This window comes from Paenibacillus jiangxiensis (assembly GCF_046098255.1).
Classification (GTDB): Bacteria; Bacillota; Bacilli; order Paenibacillales; family Paenibacillaceae; genus Paenibacillus; species Paenibacillus jiagnxiensis.
Genome location: NZ_JBJURI010000004.1, coordinates 154118 through 170368, shown reverse-complemented (window position 1 = coordinate 170368; position 16251 = coordinate 154118). Strand labels below are relative to the sequence as shown.

14 protein-coding genes and 1 pseudogene are annotated in these 16251 nt (G+C 49.8%); 6 read left to right on the top strand and 9 right to left on the bottom strand.

Annotated features, from left to right (window positions below):
* Positions 1-5: 5 nt before the first annotated feature.
* The 5 genes and pseudogenes from ACI1P2_RS05870 (at position 6) to ACI1P2_RS05850 (ending at position 2815) form a co-directional block, all read left to right on the top strand.
* Positions 6-1013: a FecCD family ABC transporter permease gene (locus ACI1P2_RS05870; RefSeq protein WP_355317746.1), complete on the top strand. Its 1008-nt coding sequence runs from the start codon at positions 6-8 to the stop codon at positions 1011-1013.
* A complete protein-coding gene (locus tag ACI1P2_RS05865; RefSeq protein ID WP_355317744.1) occupies positions 1010-1795 on the top strand; it encodes an ABC transporter ATP-binding protein in 786 nt (261 codons plus the stop codon). The genes ACI1P2_RS05870 and ACI1P2_RS05865 overlap by 4 nt, the downstream gene beginning before the upstream one ends.
* 38 nt (positions 1796-1833) lie before the next feature.
* Positions 1834-2111: pseudogene (locus ACI1P2_RS05860) on the top strand (Tn3 family transposase); the annotation flags it as partial.
* Positions 2108-2299, top strand: a complete 192-nt coding sequence (locus tag ACI1P2_RS05855) for a hypothetical protein (protein WP_355317742.1) — start codon at positions 2108-2110, stop codon at positions 2297-2299. The pseudogene ACI1P2_RS05860 and the gene ACI1P2_RS05855, both read left to right, overlap by 4 nt.
* A gap of 36 nt (positions 2300-2335) precedes the next feature.
* Positions 2336-2815 carry a tyrosine-type recombinase/integrase gene (locus tag ACI1P2_RS05850; RefSeq protein WP_355317740.1) on the top strand — a complete coding sequence of 160 codons (480 nt, stop codon included), beginning with the start codon at positions 2336-2338 and terminating at the stop codon, positions 2813-2815.
* Between the two features lie 164 nt (positions 2816-2979).
* Here ACI1P2_RS05850 and ACI1P2_RS05845 read toward each other — a convergent pair whose 3' ends face one another.
* Positions 2980-5343, bottom strand: a complete 2364-nt coding sequence (locus ACI1P2_RS05845; RefSeq protein WP_355317738.1) for an exosporium glycoprotein BclB-related protein — start codon at positions 5341-5343, stop codon at positions 2980-2982.
* Positions 5344-5518: 175 nt separating this feature from the next.
* Complete coding sequence (locus ACI1P2_RS05840) at positions 5519-6670, bottom strand: glycosyltransferase (protein WP_355317737.1); 1152 nt, start codon at positions 6668-6670, stop codon at positions 5519-5521.
* 358 nt (positions 6671-7028) lie between these two features.
* On the opposite strand from ACI1P2_RS05840, the gene ACI1P2_RS05835 reads away from it, so the two are divergent.
* On the top strand, positions 7029-8750 hold the full coding sequence (locus ACI1P2_RS05835) for an ABC transporter ATP-binding protein (protein ID WP_355317735.1): 1722 nt from the start codon (positions 7029-7031) through the stop codon (positions 8748-8750).
* Positions 8751-8828: 78 nt separating this feature from the next.
* On the opposite strand, the gene ACI1P2_RS05830 is transcribed toward ACI1P2_RS05835, so the two are convergent.
* The 7 genes from ACI1P2_RS05830 to ACI1P2_RS05800 all read right to left on the bottom strand — a co-directional run bounded on the left by ACI1P2_RS05830 (position 8829) and on the right by ACI1P2_RS05800 (position 16106).
* Positions 8829-10049 carry a multidrug effflux MFS transporter gene (locus ACI1P2_RS05830; protein WP_355317733.1) on the bottom strand — a complete coding sequence of 407 codons (1221 nt, stop codon included), beginning with the start codon at positions 10047-10049 and terminating at the stop codon, positions 8829-8831.
* 168 nt (positions 10050-10217) lie between these two features.
* The gene (locus tag ACI1P2_RS05825) at positions 10218-10544 is read right to left on the bottom strand and encodes a cupin domain-containing protein (RefSeq protein WP_355317731.1); all 327 of its coding nucleotides are present in this window, start codon (positions 10542-10544) and stop codon (positions 10218-10220) included.
* A gap of 11 nt (positions 10545-10555) precedes the next feature.
* A complete protein-coding gene (locus ACI1P2_RS05820) occupies positions 10556-11302 on the bottom strand; it encodes a response regulator transcription factor (RefSeq protein ID WP_355317729.1) in 747 nt (248 codons plus the stop codon).
* Positions 11277-13142: a cache domain-containing sensor histidine kinase gene (locus ACI1P2_RS05815; RefSeq protein WP_355317727.1), complete on the bottom strand. Its 1866-nt coding sequence runs from the start codon at positions 13140-13142 to the stop codon at positions 11277-11279. Before ACI1P2_RS05815 ends, ACI1P2_RS05820 begins: the two co-directional genes overlap by 26 nt.
* 73 nt (positions 13143-13215) lie before the next feature.
* Positions 13216-14247, bottom strand: a complete 1032-nt coding sequence (locus ACI1P2_RS05810) for a TRAP transporter substrate-binding protein (RefSeq protein WP_355317725.1) — start codon at positions 14245-14247, stop codon at positions 13216-13218.
* Between the two features lie 54 nt (positions 14248-14301).
* The gene (locus ACI1P2_RS05805) at positions 14302-15594 is read right to left on the bottom strand and encodes a TRAP transporter large permease (protein WP_355317723.1); all 1293 of its coding nucleotides are present in this window, start codon (positions 15592-15594) and stop codon (positions 14302-14304) included.
* Positions 15591-16106 carry a TRAP transporter small permease gene (locus tag ACI1P2_RS05800; protein ID WP_355317721.1) on the bottom strand — a complete coding sequence of 172 codons (516 nt, stop codon included), beginning with the start codon at positions 16104-16106 and terminating at the stop codon, positions 15591-15593. Before ACI1P2_RS05800 ends, ACI1P2_RS05805 begins: the two co-directional genes overlap by 4 nt.
* Positions 16107-16251 lie beyond the last annotated feature (145 nt).

The following is a 16251-nucleotide window of genomic DNA, read 5'->3' as shown; positions in this document are numbered from 1 at the left end:
AACGTATGAATAAGACCACAGGGGTTAGAAAAAAGATACGCTGGAAACTCTCCATAATTGGACTTTTTTTAATCTTGGCTATACTCAGTGTCATCATTAGTTTGGGTTTTGGAGCAGTTTCCGTAGACGTTCGGTCGATTGTAAGTATTTTATTCGGGAACACATCCTCCGACTATTACTCGATCATATGGAATATCAGGCTCCCGCGTACACTGGTAGCCGTGTTCGTAGGGATAAATTTAGCGCTTTCAGGTGCATTATTGCAAGGGGTTATGCGCAATCCTATGGCTGACCCTCATATTATCGGCGTTTCCTCGGGTGCAGGTTTATTCGGAACGGCCATGCTGCTGGTTTTTCCCGCCTTTTCGCATTTATTGGTTCCCGTTGCCTTTCTTGGAGCACTGGCTTCAGCCCTGCTTATTTATATGCTGGCCTGGGACAAGGGAGTTTCTCCTATGAGGATCATCCTTGCCGGAGTCGCCGCTTCTGCTTTTTTAAACTCTGGAGTCTCGGCTTTGTATACCTTTTATAGCGATCGCATACAAGGGGCTGTTTCCTTTATGGTCGGAAACCTGTCCGCAAAAAGCTGGGGGCACGTAGAGATCATTGTTCCTTACAGCATCATCGGGGTAATCTTGGCTTTGCTAAGCGCTCAACGAATGAATGTGCTATTGCTGGGCGATGCCGAATCGAAATCGCTTGGACTGAACGCGGAAGGTTATCGTCCATGGTTTATCGCTATAAGCGCGCTGCTTGCTGCTAGTGCAATAAGCATTGTCGGTCTCCTTGGTTTTGTCGGTTTGATTGTTCCTCATGCTGCCCGGCTTATCGTAGGGAATGATTATAGAATACTGCTACCGGCTTCAGCGCTGCTGGGAGTGACAGTGCTGTGTTTGTCCGACACCATCGGTCGCGTCGCCTTTGCACCAATCGAGCTGCCCGTCGGTATCATCATGGGTGTTATAGGTGCTCTGTTTTTCTTATATTTGCTACGAAAGAGGAGGACGATATGATACTTGAGGCCAAGAATGTTCATATTGGATATCGCGATCATGAAGTCCTTTCGGCTCTAACTCTTCCGTTTGAATCAGGAAAGATCCACAGTATTCTCGGACCGAATGGTTGCGGCAAAAGTACGCTTTTAAAGGTGCTAGGAAAGCAAATTCAGGCTGCCGCCGGAGAAATTTTATTTAAGAATAGCGACATCAATAAATGGAGCAGAAAAGCTTTTGCTAGAGAACTCGCCTTTTTAATGCAAGTACACGAGAGCAATCCTGAGGTTACGGTCAGGCAACTAATCGAATATGGCCGTTTCCCGCATAAAAGGAAATTCGAACGATTGAGTCAAGAAGATCAGGCAATCGTGGATCAAGCTATCACACTTACTCATTTAGTGGATCTAACGGAGAGAACGGTAGATAGTTTGTCGGGAGGGGAGCGCCAGCGAGCTTGGATCGCAATGGCACTGGCTCAACAACCTACGATTTTGTTGCTGGATGAACCTACGTCCTATCTAGACATCCATCACCAGCTTGAAATCATTGACCTGATAAAACGGTTAAATATCGAACAGAACATCACAATCATTCTGGTCCTGCACGATATTAATCAAGCAGCAATGATTTCAGATCAAATCATCGTGCTTCGTTCTGGACAACTGTATGACTACGGTCTTCCCCGGAATGTCATTACGCAGAAAATGCTGCGCGATGTCTTTAAAGTTGATGCTGAAATAAATGCTTCTTCAGAAAGTGAAGCGATCTCTGTTTACAATTTTCGTCTTTTTAAAGGATGAATGACTAGCAACCTCTGAAAAAATCAGGGGTTGTTCAGGCTATTATTTTTTACGGAAAAGGCGGAGAAATAGCTATTAACCGGTTAGAGGATCAGGAGATGGCCGTACTGTCGCTTCACCTCCTGCAGAACTGCTTAGTCTACATCAATACCACCATTTTACAAAATATCCTATCTGATCGAAGATGGTACGATATGATGACTTCAGAAGACCTACGGCACTCACTCCTCTGGTTTACACACATGTGAACCCGTACGGAACGTTCAAGCTGAATACGAGTGAACGTCTTCCCCTGGAAGGGAGTGTGCTTGCGTGAGCGAAAGGCGTACATCTCCAAAACGCAAAGCGAAAGAGCTGGCCAAATATATCCGTGGGGAACGACCAGACTATGCTTATCTCAAAAGCCTATTCCAGCACCTTCGTGCGGAGCTGGAAGTCGAGGTGCCCAAAGCAGCAAAAAAACTCCCCTATGTACCCACAGAAGAGGAGCTAAAGCGATATTAAGATGCTGTCTGGCAGGCGAAGTTTTTTCAAGATATGATGATCGTGAAGACGCTTCTGTATACGGCCGTTCGGGTCAGTGAACTGATTAATATCAAGTTGGTCGATGTTGATTTCCGTTACTGCCAGATCCGCATTAATAGTGGCAAGGGAAAGAAGGATCGGATTATGCCATTCCCTCATTCGTTCAAGGAAATGTTGGCCATGCATGCTGATTCGATGAAAAAGAAGCAGGCGGTGTACCTTTTCGAATCATCATGGAAGAAGAAATATACCGATCGGGGAATTCGCAAAATCCTAGCCAAATATTCGAAAGCTGCCGGTATGACTCAAAATCTGTCTCCACACAAGCTACGACATTTCCTCTTAACCTGGCTAGAAAAACAAGGTATTGATGATGCGCTCATACAACCGTATTCGGGTCATGAAAGCCGTAAGTCATTAGAAGTCTATTCCAAACTTGCAATCACTGATGCTCAGGAGGAATACAACGAGGTAATTAATAGATTTCCCATTTAATAACATCTACCTTGCGGGTAGTGTCAGCTTTGCTGGTACTACCCCTAATAATAAGGAAGGGCCTGCATCGCACAAAAAAGGATCTTAAGGACGGGGCTTATCCCACCCTAAGATCCTTAAGCGATTCTGGAAGCTTAGATACTATTCTTTAATGTTTTCTTTTGTTAATTAATACCAACGCCAGCACTTGCATAACCTACAACCGCGGTAGCAATACCAAGACCGGAAGTTACTCTTATAGAAAATACCATCAGAAGCCGTGTACCTGCAGACACCGGTATTCCCAAACCTGATATGAGTCCACTGCTAATCGTTCCAATTGGAAGTAACCCTGTGAGTGATGGAGATAACGTAACTACTGCTCCTGGAATTGGATTGAAGATATTATTAGGTGTTGGTGAGCTATACAACTGGGCTGTTATCGTAATTGTTGATCCTACAAGATTCAAAGCCGCTGTCGTACTAAAGTAAGCCGCTATTGAATCGATCGTTCCATTGCGGGGAACAGAGAAGGAAAAGTTAAGAAGTGTTCCTCCTGCCCCTGTAAGATCAATAGCTCCACTGCCAAGCACAGTAACACCCGAGACGGAATTACCAAATCCGACCAGACCGGTTGTACCGACTAGCCCTCCTAGAACAGTAGTCAATTCAACCGGGAGGCCTGATGCAAACGGAATTATTGCACCTGCGCCACTGGTACCAGTAGCTCCAGTTGCGCCTGTGGCCCCAGTTGCACCCGTGGCTCCAGTAGCTCCCCTTTCACCGGTTGCACCAGTCGCACCCGTAGCCCCAGTAGCTCCAGTTGCTCCAGTAGCTCCAGCTGCTCCAGTTGCTCCAGTTGCTCCAGTTGCTCCAGTTGCTCCAGTAGCCCCAGTGGGCCCAGTGCCTCCCGTTGAGCCGGTTGCACCTGTAGCCCCAGTGCCTCCCGTTGCGCCCGTAGCCCCAGTAGCTCCCCTTTCACCAGTCGCACCCGTTGCCCCAGTTGCACCCGTGGCTCCAGTAGCTCCAGTAGCTCCAGCTGCTCCAGTTGCTCCAGTAGCCCCAGTGGGCCCAGTGCCTCCCGTTGAGCCGGTTGCACCTGTAGCCCCAGTGCCTCCCGTTGCGCCGGTTGCACCCGTTGCCCCAGTAGCTCCAGTTGCCCCAGTAGCTCCAGTAGCCCCAGTGCCTCCTGTAGCCCCAGTTGCCCCAGTTGCCCCAGTGCCTCCTGTAGCCCCAGTTGCCCCAGTTGCCCCAGTGCCTCCTGTAGCCCCAGTTGCCCCAGTAGCTCCAGTGGGCCCAGTGCCTCCTGTAGCCCCAGTTGCCCCAGTAGCTCCAGTGGGCCCAGTGCCTCCTGTAGCCCCAGTAACCCCAGTAACCCCAGTAGCTCCAGTGGGCCCAGTGCCTCCCGTTGCCCCAGTAGCTCCGGTCGCCCCAGTGCCTCCTGTAGCCCCAGTGGCACCCGTTGCGCCGGTAGCCCCAGTCGCCCCTGTTGCACCAGTTTCACCGGTTGCTCCAGTAGCACCCGTCGCTCCAGTCGCCCCTGTTGCACCAGTTTCACCGGTAGCCCCAGTCGCACCAGTCGCCCCCGTTGCACCAGTTTCACCGGTAGCCCCAGTCGCACCAGTAGCTCCGGTTGCACCTGTTGCTCCTCCTGCTCCTCCTGATGGTCCAGTCGCTCCGGTGGCTCCCGTTTCCCCAGTAGCGCCCGTTGCCCCGGTTTCCCCAGTAGCGCCCGTTGCCCCGGTTTCCCCAGTAGCGCCCGTTGCCCCGGTTTCCCCAGTAGCGCCCGTTGCCCCGGTTTCCCCAGTAGCGCCCGTTGCCCCGGTTTCCCCAGTAGCGCCCGTTGCCCCGGTTTCCCCAGTAGCGCCCGTTGCTCCCGTTTCCCCAGTAGCGCCCGTTGCCCCGGTTTCCCCAGTAGCGCCAGTAGCTCCAGTTGCACCAGTAACGCCCGTTGCTCCAGTTGCACCAGTAGCGCCCGTTGCCCCCGTTACACCAGTAGCGCCCGTCGCCCCCGTTTCCCCAGTAGCGCCCGTTGCCCCGGTTTCCCCAGTAGCGCCCGTTGCTCCCGTTTCCCCAGTAGCGCCCGTCGCTCCAGTTTCCCCAGTAGCGCCCGTCGCTCCAGTTTCCCCAGTAGCGCCCGTTGCCCCAGTTTCACCAGTGGCTCCAGTTTCACCTGTCGCCCCAGTGACACCCGTTGCCCCCGTTACACCAGTAGCGCCCGTTGCCCCCGTGGCTCCTGTTGCTCCGGAAACTCCTATAGCTCCTAATACACTCTCAAGTTTGGTTTGAAGCAGCATTTCTTTTCTAGTCAAATTATTAATAGTGTTTTGTACACTCGAATTAACCTGAAGAATATCGCTTACCGTAGCCGGCGGCGAGCTCACTCCTGGCAATGTACCAAGAACAAATTGAATCTTTTCCCCTTCGGCGTTCAGAATATGGCTTAGACCGATTTCTTCCATTGCAATAGATGTTAACAATAAGTTCATCGCGTCATCACGTGTTACCGAGATGATAGGGGTTATATTGGGTATATTCGATTGTGACAAAGTAGTACCCCCCTTAAAAAGTAATATGTTACTCTATAATGATATGGGGTTTACTTGAAAAGTTACTGGGTCGAACTCTCAATATTATGGAGTATCCTGAAAATATACTTTTGGCTTCCATCAGTAATCTAGTAACCCGCTTCATTTCGTACAATGAGGCAGAAATGAGTCGCTATCAAGGTGATTCCTTCGTAGGAGTTGGATCGAAACGTCCGGTAACAGCCGCCAATCTCTCCAGGCCCTCTAATGCTTCCGCATGATTCGGGCATTGCAGCAGAACACCTTTGTAACATTGGGCAGCAATATTCCAGTCCTCTATCATTTCTCTGCAGCGTCCAATATAATAAAGCGCCTGAAAACTTCCTGTTCCTTTAAGCGTCAGATGCTGCAAATGCGATTCCCCCAACCCCTGACAGGTTTGAAAAACGGTTTCGGCCTCAGCATATCTTTTTTTTACGAACAAAATGACCCCTTTATAGAAATGCATATCCACATAATCTGGGTAAAGTGCGATCACCTTATCAATTCCTGCCAGAGCCTGGTCAAAGCTACCGTTCGCGAGCAGCGAATCGTATTTTAATTTATAAAGTATCGATGGGGGGATCTGTCCCTGATTAATAAAGTGTTGGATGGAGATATTCACCTGTTCGAATGCTTTGGTATAATCCTTCAGGCGATAGTACTCACTCGCGATATGATAGTCTATCCACGGATTATGGTCAGATTCATCTCGTGCTCTGGTCAACATTGACATATTTCGTTCATGCTTATTTCTGGCAGTTGCCACCGAATCCAAGTATCCGTAATGATGCAAGACTGCAGGAAGCACCGCTGCCGCAGTGAAATCCTCAAGAACTTTACGTATGATGAGCTGCTCGTGAATATCGTTTTCAAACCGCAGGCCTAATCCATTACGAAATAGCCGGTACTGTGCCAACAAATACGCCTTGTTTGAATCAATATGTCTATCACCATAATAATTAATGATCGGGATCCCGAGTATGCAATGCTTATCATCCTGTAACATTTTGTTCCACAGAGATTCGTCTTTAACAACCAATTCTTCATCCGCATCCAGATAAAGAATCCATTCACCAGTCGCCCGTTCAATTCCGTAATTACGGGCCTGCGCAAAACTTCCATTCCAAGGGAAATCGTATATTTGAGCACCGAAGCTTTGGCAAATTTCTTTCGTTCGGTCTGTAGATCCCGTATCCACGATTACGATTTCGTCTACATATTGAAGTACACTGTTCAAGCAATTTTCCAGAAATAGCTCCTCATTATATAGAATCATACATAAAGAAAGCCGTTTTTTCGTTTCCAAATCCCAAGCCCCTCTCTATCGTTTTCTTATTTGTAAGTCGGTTAACTTGAAAATTTAATAGACTGCCACGATATTATTTAAATCATATGCGTGCTAAAAATGATGGTGTCGACTCAGCGACTCAGAAGAGGCCTTTTTTGAACTGAGGGAATTTCGATTTTCGTGTTAAATCATCATCTGCTCAAGAGCGTTATATAATGAAATGTTTAATTGTCTCCTTGATGCTGGCATGCTACCATGGAGTCAAAATGACTGGAGGGATTATTATGAAGAAATTTACAAATTCTGCGAACGTAAACAGCCGTATTTTCGAGGTAAGCGAAATTATTAAACGAAACGTATATTGGAGGAGTAGTGCTTGGAAAACCTGAAAAAGTTTTTAGCTTACTACAAGCCTTATAAAAAGCAGCTGATCGCTGACTTGTTCTTTGCCCTGCTTGCTTCGGCGGTAGTGCTCATCTATCCCATCCTCATTAATCAAATGACCGAAACCGCAATAAGCCCTGATGGAATCAATACAGAATTAATCATAAAAATGGCATGTATCTTTTTGTTTCTGATGGCCATGGAGTATGTCAGTAATTTCTACACCGACTATTTTGGCCATGCGATGGGCGCAAGGATGGAATCCGATATGAGGAACGATTTGTTCCGGCATGTGCAAAAGCTTTCGTTCCGGCATCACGATAATACAAGTACAGGCCAGTTCATGTCACGGATAACAACAGACCTGTTCGGTATTTCGGAGCTTGCCCATCATGGTCCGGAGGATATCGTTATCTCTTTAACGAGAATCGTGGGTTCGTTCTTTATTTTGGTAAATATTAATGGAACACTCACTCTCGCTATTTTCTTTGTATTATTTTTTATGTTTGTATTTGCGCACCACTATAGTAAAAAAGTAAAGAATGCGCTTAAAACAAATAAGGAGCGTATGGCTGACATCAACTCGCAGGTCGAAGACAGCCTTTCCGGGATTCGTGTAGTACAATCTTTTGCCAACGAAGACATCGAAATGCGGAAATTCAGAACCAGCAATCGCCGGTTTTTGCAAAGCAGAAAAAACGGTTACCGGGCCGAAGCCTTGTTCTTTAATGGTGTAACCGCCTTCATTTCATTTATAAATATCTTGGCTGTTAGCGTTGGCGCCATTTTAATCAGCTATAACCAGCTGCTGCTTACAGAGCTGATTACCTTTCTGTTATATATCAACACTCTTATCGATCCTGTGAAAAGACTGATGAACTTCAACAGCAACCTGCAAAACGGGATTGCCGGCTTTGAGCGTTTTACGGAATTGATGGCTATTGAACCGGATATTACGGATAAGCAGGATGCCAAAGCGCTAAGCGATATAAAGGGCAAAGTGGAATTTATAAACGTAGGTTTCCAGTATGCCAGCGACTCGCATTATGTGTTCAGCAATATCAGCATTACGGCAAATCCCGGTGAATATATAGCGCTCGTTGGTTCATCCGGCGTTGGTAAAACAACACTTTGCAGCTTGATTCCTCGTTTCTACGACACCAGTGAAGGTGTTATAAAAATAGACGGCATGAATATAAAAGGCGTCACACTTAAATCGCTGCGCGACAGTATCGGGATCGTGCAGCAGGATGTGTATCTATTTTCGGGGACGATTAAAGAGAATATTTTATACGGAAAGCCATGGGCAACAGATGAAGAAATTATCGAGGCTGCCAAACACGCGAATGCCCATGACTTTATTATGGGGCTTGTGGATGGTTACGACTCCTATATTGGCCAGCGCGGAGTAAAGCTGTCTGGCGGTCAGAAGCAGCGTCTAAGCATTGCACGAGTATTTTTGAAAAACCCGCCTATTCTTATATTTGACGAAGCGACCTCTGCCCTGGATCATGAGAGCGAGAAAGTGATTCAGGAAAGCTTTGAAAAATTGGCCAGAAACCGTACCACCTTTGTCATTGCGCACCGGTTGTCCACAATCAAAAACGCAGACCGCATTTTAGTGCTTTCGGAGCAAGGCATTGCCGAGGAAGGTACGCACGAGCAGCTTATAACCAAGAACGGAATATATGCGAAGTTCTACGGGATGCAGTGAACTAAGCGTAATCAAAACAAAACCCCGAGCAGCCACCAGGGCCAATCGGGGTTTCATACTTTTACTTTATAACTGAATTTAATGTTTCCGGCGTACCATGCCTATGTAGCAAAGAACGGCACCCAGCTCACAGACAGCAATGACGATGCCAAGTGGCAGTGCTGTCTCCTCTCCCCCCAAACCGACGAGCGGAGCGGCAATACCACCGATAATAAAAGAGAGCAGTCCGAGCAGCGCCGAAGCGCTGCCTGCATTATGTCCGTGATTGCGCAGCGCCAGCGTCATGCCGGACGTACTCACAATTCCGACGCTTGCGATCGTAAGGAACAACGGCGGCAACACCAAGTACAGCGCCCCTCCCGCCGCCAGCACACCAAGCAGCACAAGTCCTCCAATAACAGCCAGCGTCACCCCGGCCGGAAACAGCTTCGCTTCCTCCACTTTACCGGCAAGCCGCCCGGTAATCTGCGATGCGGCAATAATGCCAAGCGCGTTCATCGCAAAAATAACGCTGTATATTTGCGGAGATACGCCATAGATGCCCTGAAGCACAAATGGCGAACCGGATATATAAGCAAACATGCCTGCCATAATGAAGCCCTGTGTCAGAGCGTAACCCATAAACACCCGATCCTTCATCAGATTGCCAAAAGTTGTGAACGTACCGCGAATGCCGCCTGTTGAGCGGCGCTCCGACGGCAGCGTCTCCTTCATGCCGGCAAATACGGAAACGAGCATCAGAAGCCCAAAGATGCCAAGCACGATAAATACTACCGGCCAGTCTGCAAAGAGCAGCACCTGCGCACCGAAAATTGGAGCCAGTATAGGGGCTGCGCCGTTGACCAGCATCAGCATGGAGGAGAATTTGGTCAGCTCCGTTCCTTCATACATATCCCGTGCCATAGCACGCGAAATAACGATACCGGCGGCTCCTGCCAATCCCTGAATGAAGCGCAGCACAAGAAACAGCCCAATATTGCTCGTCACAACACAGAGCACCGATGTCACCGTGTAGATCATGAGACCCGCCAGCAGCGGACCTCGCCTGCCCCGCATATCACTTAAAGGACCTGCCAGCAGCTGGCCCAGCGACAGGCCAAGCATACAGGCTGTCAAGCTCATTTGAGCAAGCGAAACGGTCGTATGCAGATCGTCAGCCAGCTTGGGCAGCGCTGGCAAATACATGTCAAGCGACAGCGGCCCGAATGCGGACAGACTGCCCAGCAGCAATGCGATCCAAAGCCTTCTCTGTTTAACCGCGGGGGCTGCCCCTTTTTGATTTGTTGTTATGGATTTCATCTTCTTCCTCTTCAATCCTGAATGATTATAACTAGCACACAGGCAAGGCTAACATGAGCAGTACGGACCTGTCAATTGTTACACAAGCAATGGTTCAGTCACAAATAAAGCAGCCTCTGCATGACGGCAGAAGCTGCTTGGTCTTGTCTATCTTAATAGGCAGCAGAACTACTCCCTGTTTAGCAAATCCTCGCGGACCGGTGTAAAGCAGTCCAGCAGCACCGAAGCTTCCTTGGCGACTACCCCGTGCCTGGCTCCTCCTGGAATGACGATGGTCTCGCCCTGCCGGACAAGCCGGGTCGTTCCGTCGATTGTAAATTCCAGCTCGCCCCGGATACAGTAGCTCATCTGTTCATGGGGATGGCTGTGCTGATAGCCCTCCGCCCCGGCTTCAAAGTGGACCTCCATCATCATCAGCCCTGTGCCTGGCGCGAAAATTTTACGCTTCACTCCCGGCTCCGCTTGTTCCCATTCTCCAAAAGTCCTCGTATTCATGCACTCCTCTCTTAGGCAGGATGCAGTCTCTTTCGGTATTCGCTGGGAGATGTCCCCGCCTCTTTTTTGAATGTATTGCTGAAATAAGCCGCATCCGCAAATCCGAGCCTGTCGGCAATTTCCGTGATGCGAAGTGCAGTATGCTCAAGCAATCTGGCAGCTTCCCGCATGCGGACCGATGTCATGTAGTCGGTAAAGGTCACACCTTTTTGCTGCTTGAACAGCTTGCAGAAATAACTGGGATTCAGATGCGCGAGTGCTGCGGCTTCAGCCAGCATCAGATCAAAGCGCTGATTGCTTTCGATATAGTGAATGACCTGCTCAACCGGCGTTCGGGGGTGCTGCTTCCCAGTCTGCTGAACTTTGGAGACAGAAGCGGCCGTTTTCTGACGCTGCAGCCAGCTCCGGAAGCATTCCGTCATCTCCTCCGCTTCGACAGGCTTGAGAAAATAGTCAAATGCACCAAGCCGGACCGCCTGCTGTGCGTAAGCAAATTCATCGTGACCGCTGACGATGATAATATCCGCCGGTTTGCCTTCATTCCGGATTTGCTTAAGCAGTGTCAAACCGTCCATGACCGGCATCCGGATATCTGTCAGCACAATATCCGCATGACTGTGTTCCAGCCATTCCCACGCTTCCATCCCGTTGGGGGATTCATGTATAACAGTGAACGGCAGACTGATTTTTTCGATCACCTTGCGAAGCGCAGTCCTGACCCATTTCTCGTCCTCAACCAGCAGAATCCGATAGGTCATTGCATACCTCCCCCCATCTCTTTTCATGGAACGGTTTCGTTTCCTCGTAAGGCAGGACCATTTGAACGGTGGTCCCTTCTGATGGCCTGCTTTCGATCATCAATCCGAACTGTTCTCCAAATAAGTAGCGGATACGGCGGTTCACGTTATCGATTCCAATATGACCTGAAGAACGGGCGTTCGAATGCTCCAGACTTTGGCGAACGCTCTCCAGCCGCTCAAGAGACATGCCCGGCCCGTCATCGCCAACGGCAAGCACGAAGGTATTGCCGATGCGGTGTGCGGATATGGTAATGCTTATTCCTTTTGTGCTTGCTTCCAGACCGTGTACGATGCAATTTTCCGCCAAGGGCTGCAGCGTGAATTTGGGAAGCTGCTGCTTAAACACCCAATCGGGCAGATGAAAGCTGTATTCCAGTCTCTCATCAAAGCGGTACTTCTGAATACGCAGGTACATTTCCACAACGGCCAGCTCCTGCCGGACTGTGACGACAGGCTGATCTTCTTTCACGTTGTAGCGCAGAAGCCGCGACAGGGCGGCGGACATATCCGCAATCTCTTCCCGCTCCTCCGCGAGTGCCATGCCGCGGATCGTCTCCAGCGCATTATAGAGAAAATGAGGGTTGATTTGCGCCTGCAGCATCCGCAGCTCCGTTTCCTTATGCCTGAGATGGCTTTCCGCTTCTTTTACCCTCGAGACATACACTTCTTCAAGCAGCTCGGACAGCCGCTTCACCATCCGGTTGTAATCGGCCGTCAGCATGCCTATTTCATCCGCGTTTTCCACTTTGATATGGCCTTTGAAATCGCCGATCTCCACCCGTTTCATATGCAGATGCAGTCTCTTGATCGGCCTGATCAGGCTTGCGGCCAGCCCCAGACTCAGCACATACGCGATCAGCACAAACCAGGCGGTCGTGGCGAAAATGGCATGCGCCATCCTCGTTCTGCTCTCCATGAGCTCATGGTACGGAATTGAGGTCACAAGATGCCAGTTTAACCCCTCGCTGCGGCTGAATGTGAGCAGGCGCTTTCCGTTCTGCTCGAAAGTAAATGAACCGCTACTGCGATATTGCAGCTGCTGTACGATCCTGTAATCCGCAAGGGTTCCGATGAGCTTCGGGTTCGGATGAAATACGTATCTGCCCTCTTCATCCAGAATCATCAGGTAGCCGTTTCCGGACTGACCAAGCCGGACCTTGCGGGCGGTATCCTCCAGACGCCTATAATTCAGATCAATGACAAGCATGCCGAACGGCTTGAGATCCTGCGGACTGGCAATGCGCTTGGCGACTGACACGACAGGTTCTGCCTCGCCTTTCCAATGAATAACCCGTGCCAGCACCTTCGGCTTGCCCGTGACCGGCACGGTATCAAACCATGTCTCCCGCTCCGCATCCCGTATAGATGTTGTACCAGGCTGATCATTCGAATCAATGATCCGTTCGTGATCCAGGATCAGGGAGATGTTCGCCACATCCGACCGGGAGAAAGCTGAATTTTGCAGCACGTTCCGCACCCTGCTTTCATGTTCAGCGTCCGCCGCTTTGCCGCTCGTATAAGCGCGCAGAAATGCCGTCGTGTCGGGGTGGTTAATGATTTTCAGCGTGCTGATCTCAAAGTCGCGAAAATAATCCTCCACATAATGCTTTACCTGATCGATAATTTGCCAGCTGTAGCGTCTTGCTTCACTTTCCAGTGTCAACGATGACTGCCTGAAGGAGATATAGCCGGCAAGCAGCATGGGCACGAGCACAAGGATGGCCGAATATACGGTCAGCTTGGTCATCAGCGACCGGTCACGGAGCAGGATGGTTCGCAAAAGGCGTTTGAATGGCATCTGGTTCAAGCACTCCCCTACATTCCTTCCGGATTGTAGAACGATTCTGCATTCTGTGTGTTATATCCTCTATTTATTCGGCTTTGGCCTGTTCGATGGCATCCAGTATTTCACCATACTCGCTGCGGTATTTTTCGATGACCGGTTTCACGGCATTTTTCCAGGCATCCGCATCACTGATTTCCGTAATGACGGCCCCTCCCGCCCGCACCTGCTCTTCCGACTCTTTCTCATATTTGGCCCATTCTTCCCTTTGGAAAGCCGTTGATTCGACAGCCGCTTCCTTCACAATAGCCTGGTCCTCCGGGGACAGTGTATCCCACACCTGCTTGGATACGAGCAGCACTTCCGGCACTCTTTGGTGGGCGTCCAGAATATAGTTTTTGGCGATCTCAAAATGCTTGCTTGAATAATAGCTCGGATAGTTGTTTTCTGCCGCATCAATGATGCCGGTCTGCAGCGCGCTGTATACTTCCCCGTAGGCCATCGGTGTCGCATTTGCTCCAAGCGCTTCCATGATTTCGATATTGAGCTTGTTTTCGATCACCCTGATTTTCATTCCTTGCAAATCTTCAAGCTTCTTCACAGGCTCGGTTGAGTAAAAGCTTCGGGAACCGGAGCTGTAATAAGTAAGACCTTTTAAGCCTGAAGATTCAAGACTGTCCAGCAGCTTCGTTCCCGCATCGCTCTGCAGGAATTTCCATACATGATCGTCGTCGTTGAAAATGTACGGCAGGCTGAATACACCGTAATCCTTATTGAATTCAGCCATCGGTCCCGTGCTGACCCTGGTGAACTCGATGGCGCCAAGCTGCACCTGTTCAATGGCCGATTTTTCTTCCCCCAGCTGAGCTGACGGAAATACATCAATCGTGATGCGTCCGCTTGACTTTTCCTTCACCAGCTCGGCGAATTTCATGTCGCCTTTCGTGGTCGGATAATCGGCCGGATGAGTCTCAGCCAGCCGGAAATTGTATGTCGGGCCGCCTCCCTGCTCTCCAGTCCCCGCATTCTGGTTCTCAGTTCCCCCTGCAGAGCATCCGGCAAATGATACAGCTGCAGTAAGAAGGACTAACAGCAGCCCTTTTCTTTTTTGTCTTTTCATTATATAAGGACCTTCCTCTCATTATATTTCGTGCACACACTTTGTCTTACAGCGCTAAGACCCGTTAACCAAATTCGGCAGCCACATGGAGATGGACGGTACATACGTAATGAGCATCAGAACCGCCACCATCACGAAGAAAAACGGAATCAGTGCTTTTGTACCCTGTTCAATCGTAACCTTGCCTATCGCACAGCCTACGAATAATACCGTACCGACAGGCGGGGTAATCAATCCAATGCCCAAATTCAGGATCAGAACGATCCCGAAATGGACCGGATCCATGCCAAGCGCCGTCACGACCGGGAACAGAATGGGTGTCATAATCAAAATCAGCGGGGCCATATCCAGCGGTGCGCCAAGAATAAGCAGCAGAATGTTGATGATCAGCAAAATAATGAACGGTTCATCCGAAATGCCCAGCAGAAAATTGGTCAGCATCGTTGGAATTTTGAGATAGGTCAGAACCCAGGCAAAGGCATTGGAAGCTGAGATAAGAAACAGCACCATAGCTACCGTACGGAAGGTGCGTAAGAAAATGATTTTGATCCGGGAGAGCGGAATATCACGGTATATAAAGAAGGTCAATATAAAAGCATACACGCAGGCAATCGCTCCCGCTTCCGTAGCGGTGAACCAGCCGGTGAAGATGCCTCCCAGAATGATGACCCCGGTCATCATCGACAGAAAACCGTCCCGGAGGATCTTCGGAACCTCTTTCAGCTGCACAGGTTCTCCTTTGGCGTAACCTCTCTTGCGTGCAATGAAGTAGGATGTCGTCATCAGTGCAGCAAGCAGCACGAGGCAAGGCACAATTCCGGCCATAAAAAGGCTGGAAATGGAGACGCCGCCTGCCGCGAGCGCGTACAAAATCATGTTATGGCTGGGCGGCATGACGACCCCTTGAATGGCCGCAGCCGAGGTGACGGCGACCGAATAGTCAGCATCGTAATTTTTCTTCTTCATCATCGGGATCATGACCGACCCGACCGAGGATACGTCCGCCGCGGCCGATCCGCTGATGTTGCCGAAAAGCATGCAGGCGACACAATTCACCATGGCTAGCCCCCCGCGAATTGCCCCTACCGTAAGCTGCGCAAGATTGATGAGGCGAAGCGCAAGTCCGCCTTCACTCATAATTTGACCTGCCAGAATAAAGAACGGAATCGCGAGCAGCGAAAAAGAATTCATGCCCTGAATCATGCGCTGGCCGATCACCGCAAGCGGAATGTTCAGCGTTATGGCTGTCAGCAGGGATGATAAAGCCAGCACCAAAGCAATGGGAAACCGGAACAGAATCAGCACGACAAAACTGACCGTCAGCACAATAATGGCGGTTGTTATCATTCCATCAACTCCTCGTCAAGCTCCTTGTGCCGAACGGTATTGATGCCCAGAAGCTGCAGCAATGCATAGATGCATACGAGTACACCCGTTATCGGCATCACGACATACATGACGCTGCTGGGCCATTCCGTCGCGGACATGCGGTTGGGATGCATTAATTTTGTGAAATCCCAGCCGTACTTGATCAAATACAGCCCGAAGGCAAACGTAGAGAGGCCAATCACAATATCCAGCAATCGGTTGGCGCTGCGGGATAATCTGTTCGAGATCGTATCCATCGCCAAATGAAGCTTCTCCCGGAAGCCGATCGCGATGCCGAGAAACGAAAACCAGATCAGCAGCAGCAGCGTCAGCTCCTCGGACCAGAAAAATACAAATCCGAACAGCTTGCGCGTAAAGACCTGCATGGTTACGATCAGCGTCATGAGCGCGACTGCGCTTACCGCAAACGTCTCAATGGCCCGGTCTATACCTAAAGCGGCCGTTTTCAAGCTTTGTAGGATTTGGTGCAATGTCCTGCCCTCCTTTGCATGGTTAAGGTCTTCGCCAATTGTAAGCGATTGCAAAAATGCTGAACAGAGGAATGGATTGTGATTTTCTTGTAATATTTTTGTTTTTCGCAAGCGAGGCCCCGCCCGGTTCATTATCGGGCGGGGC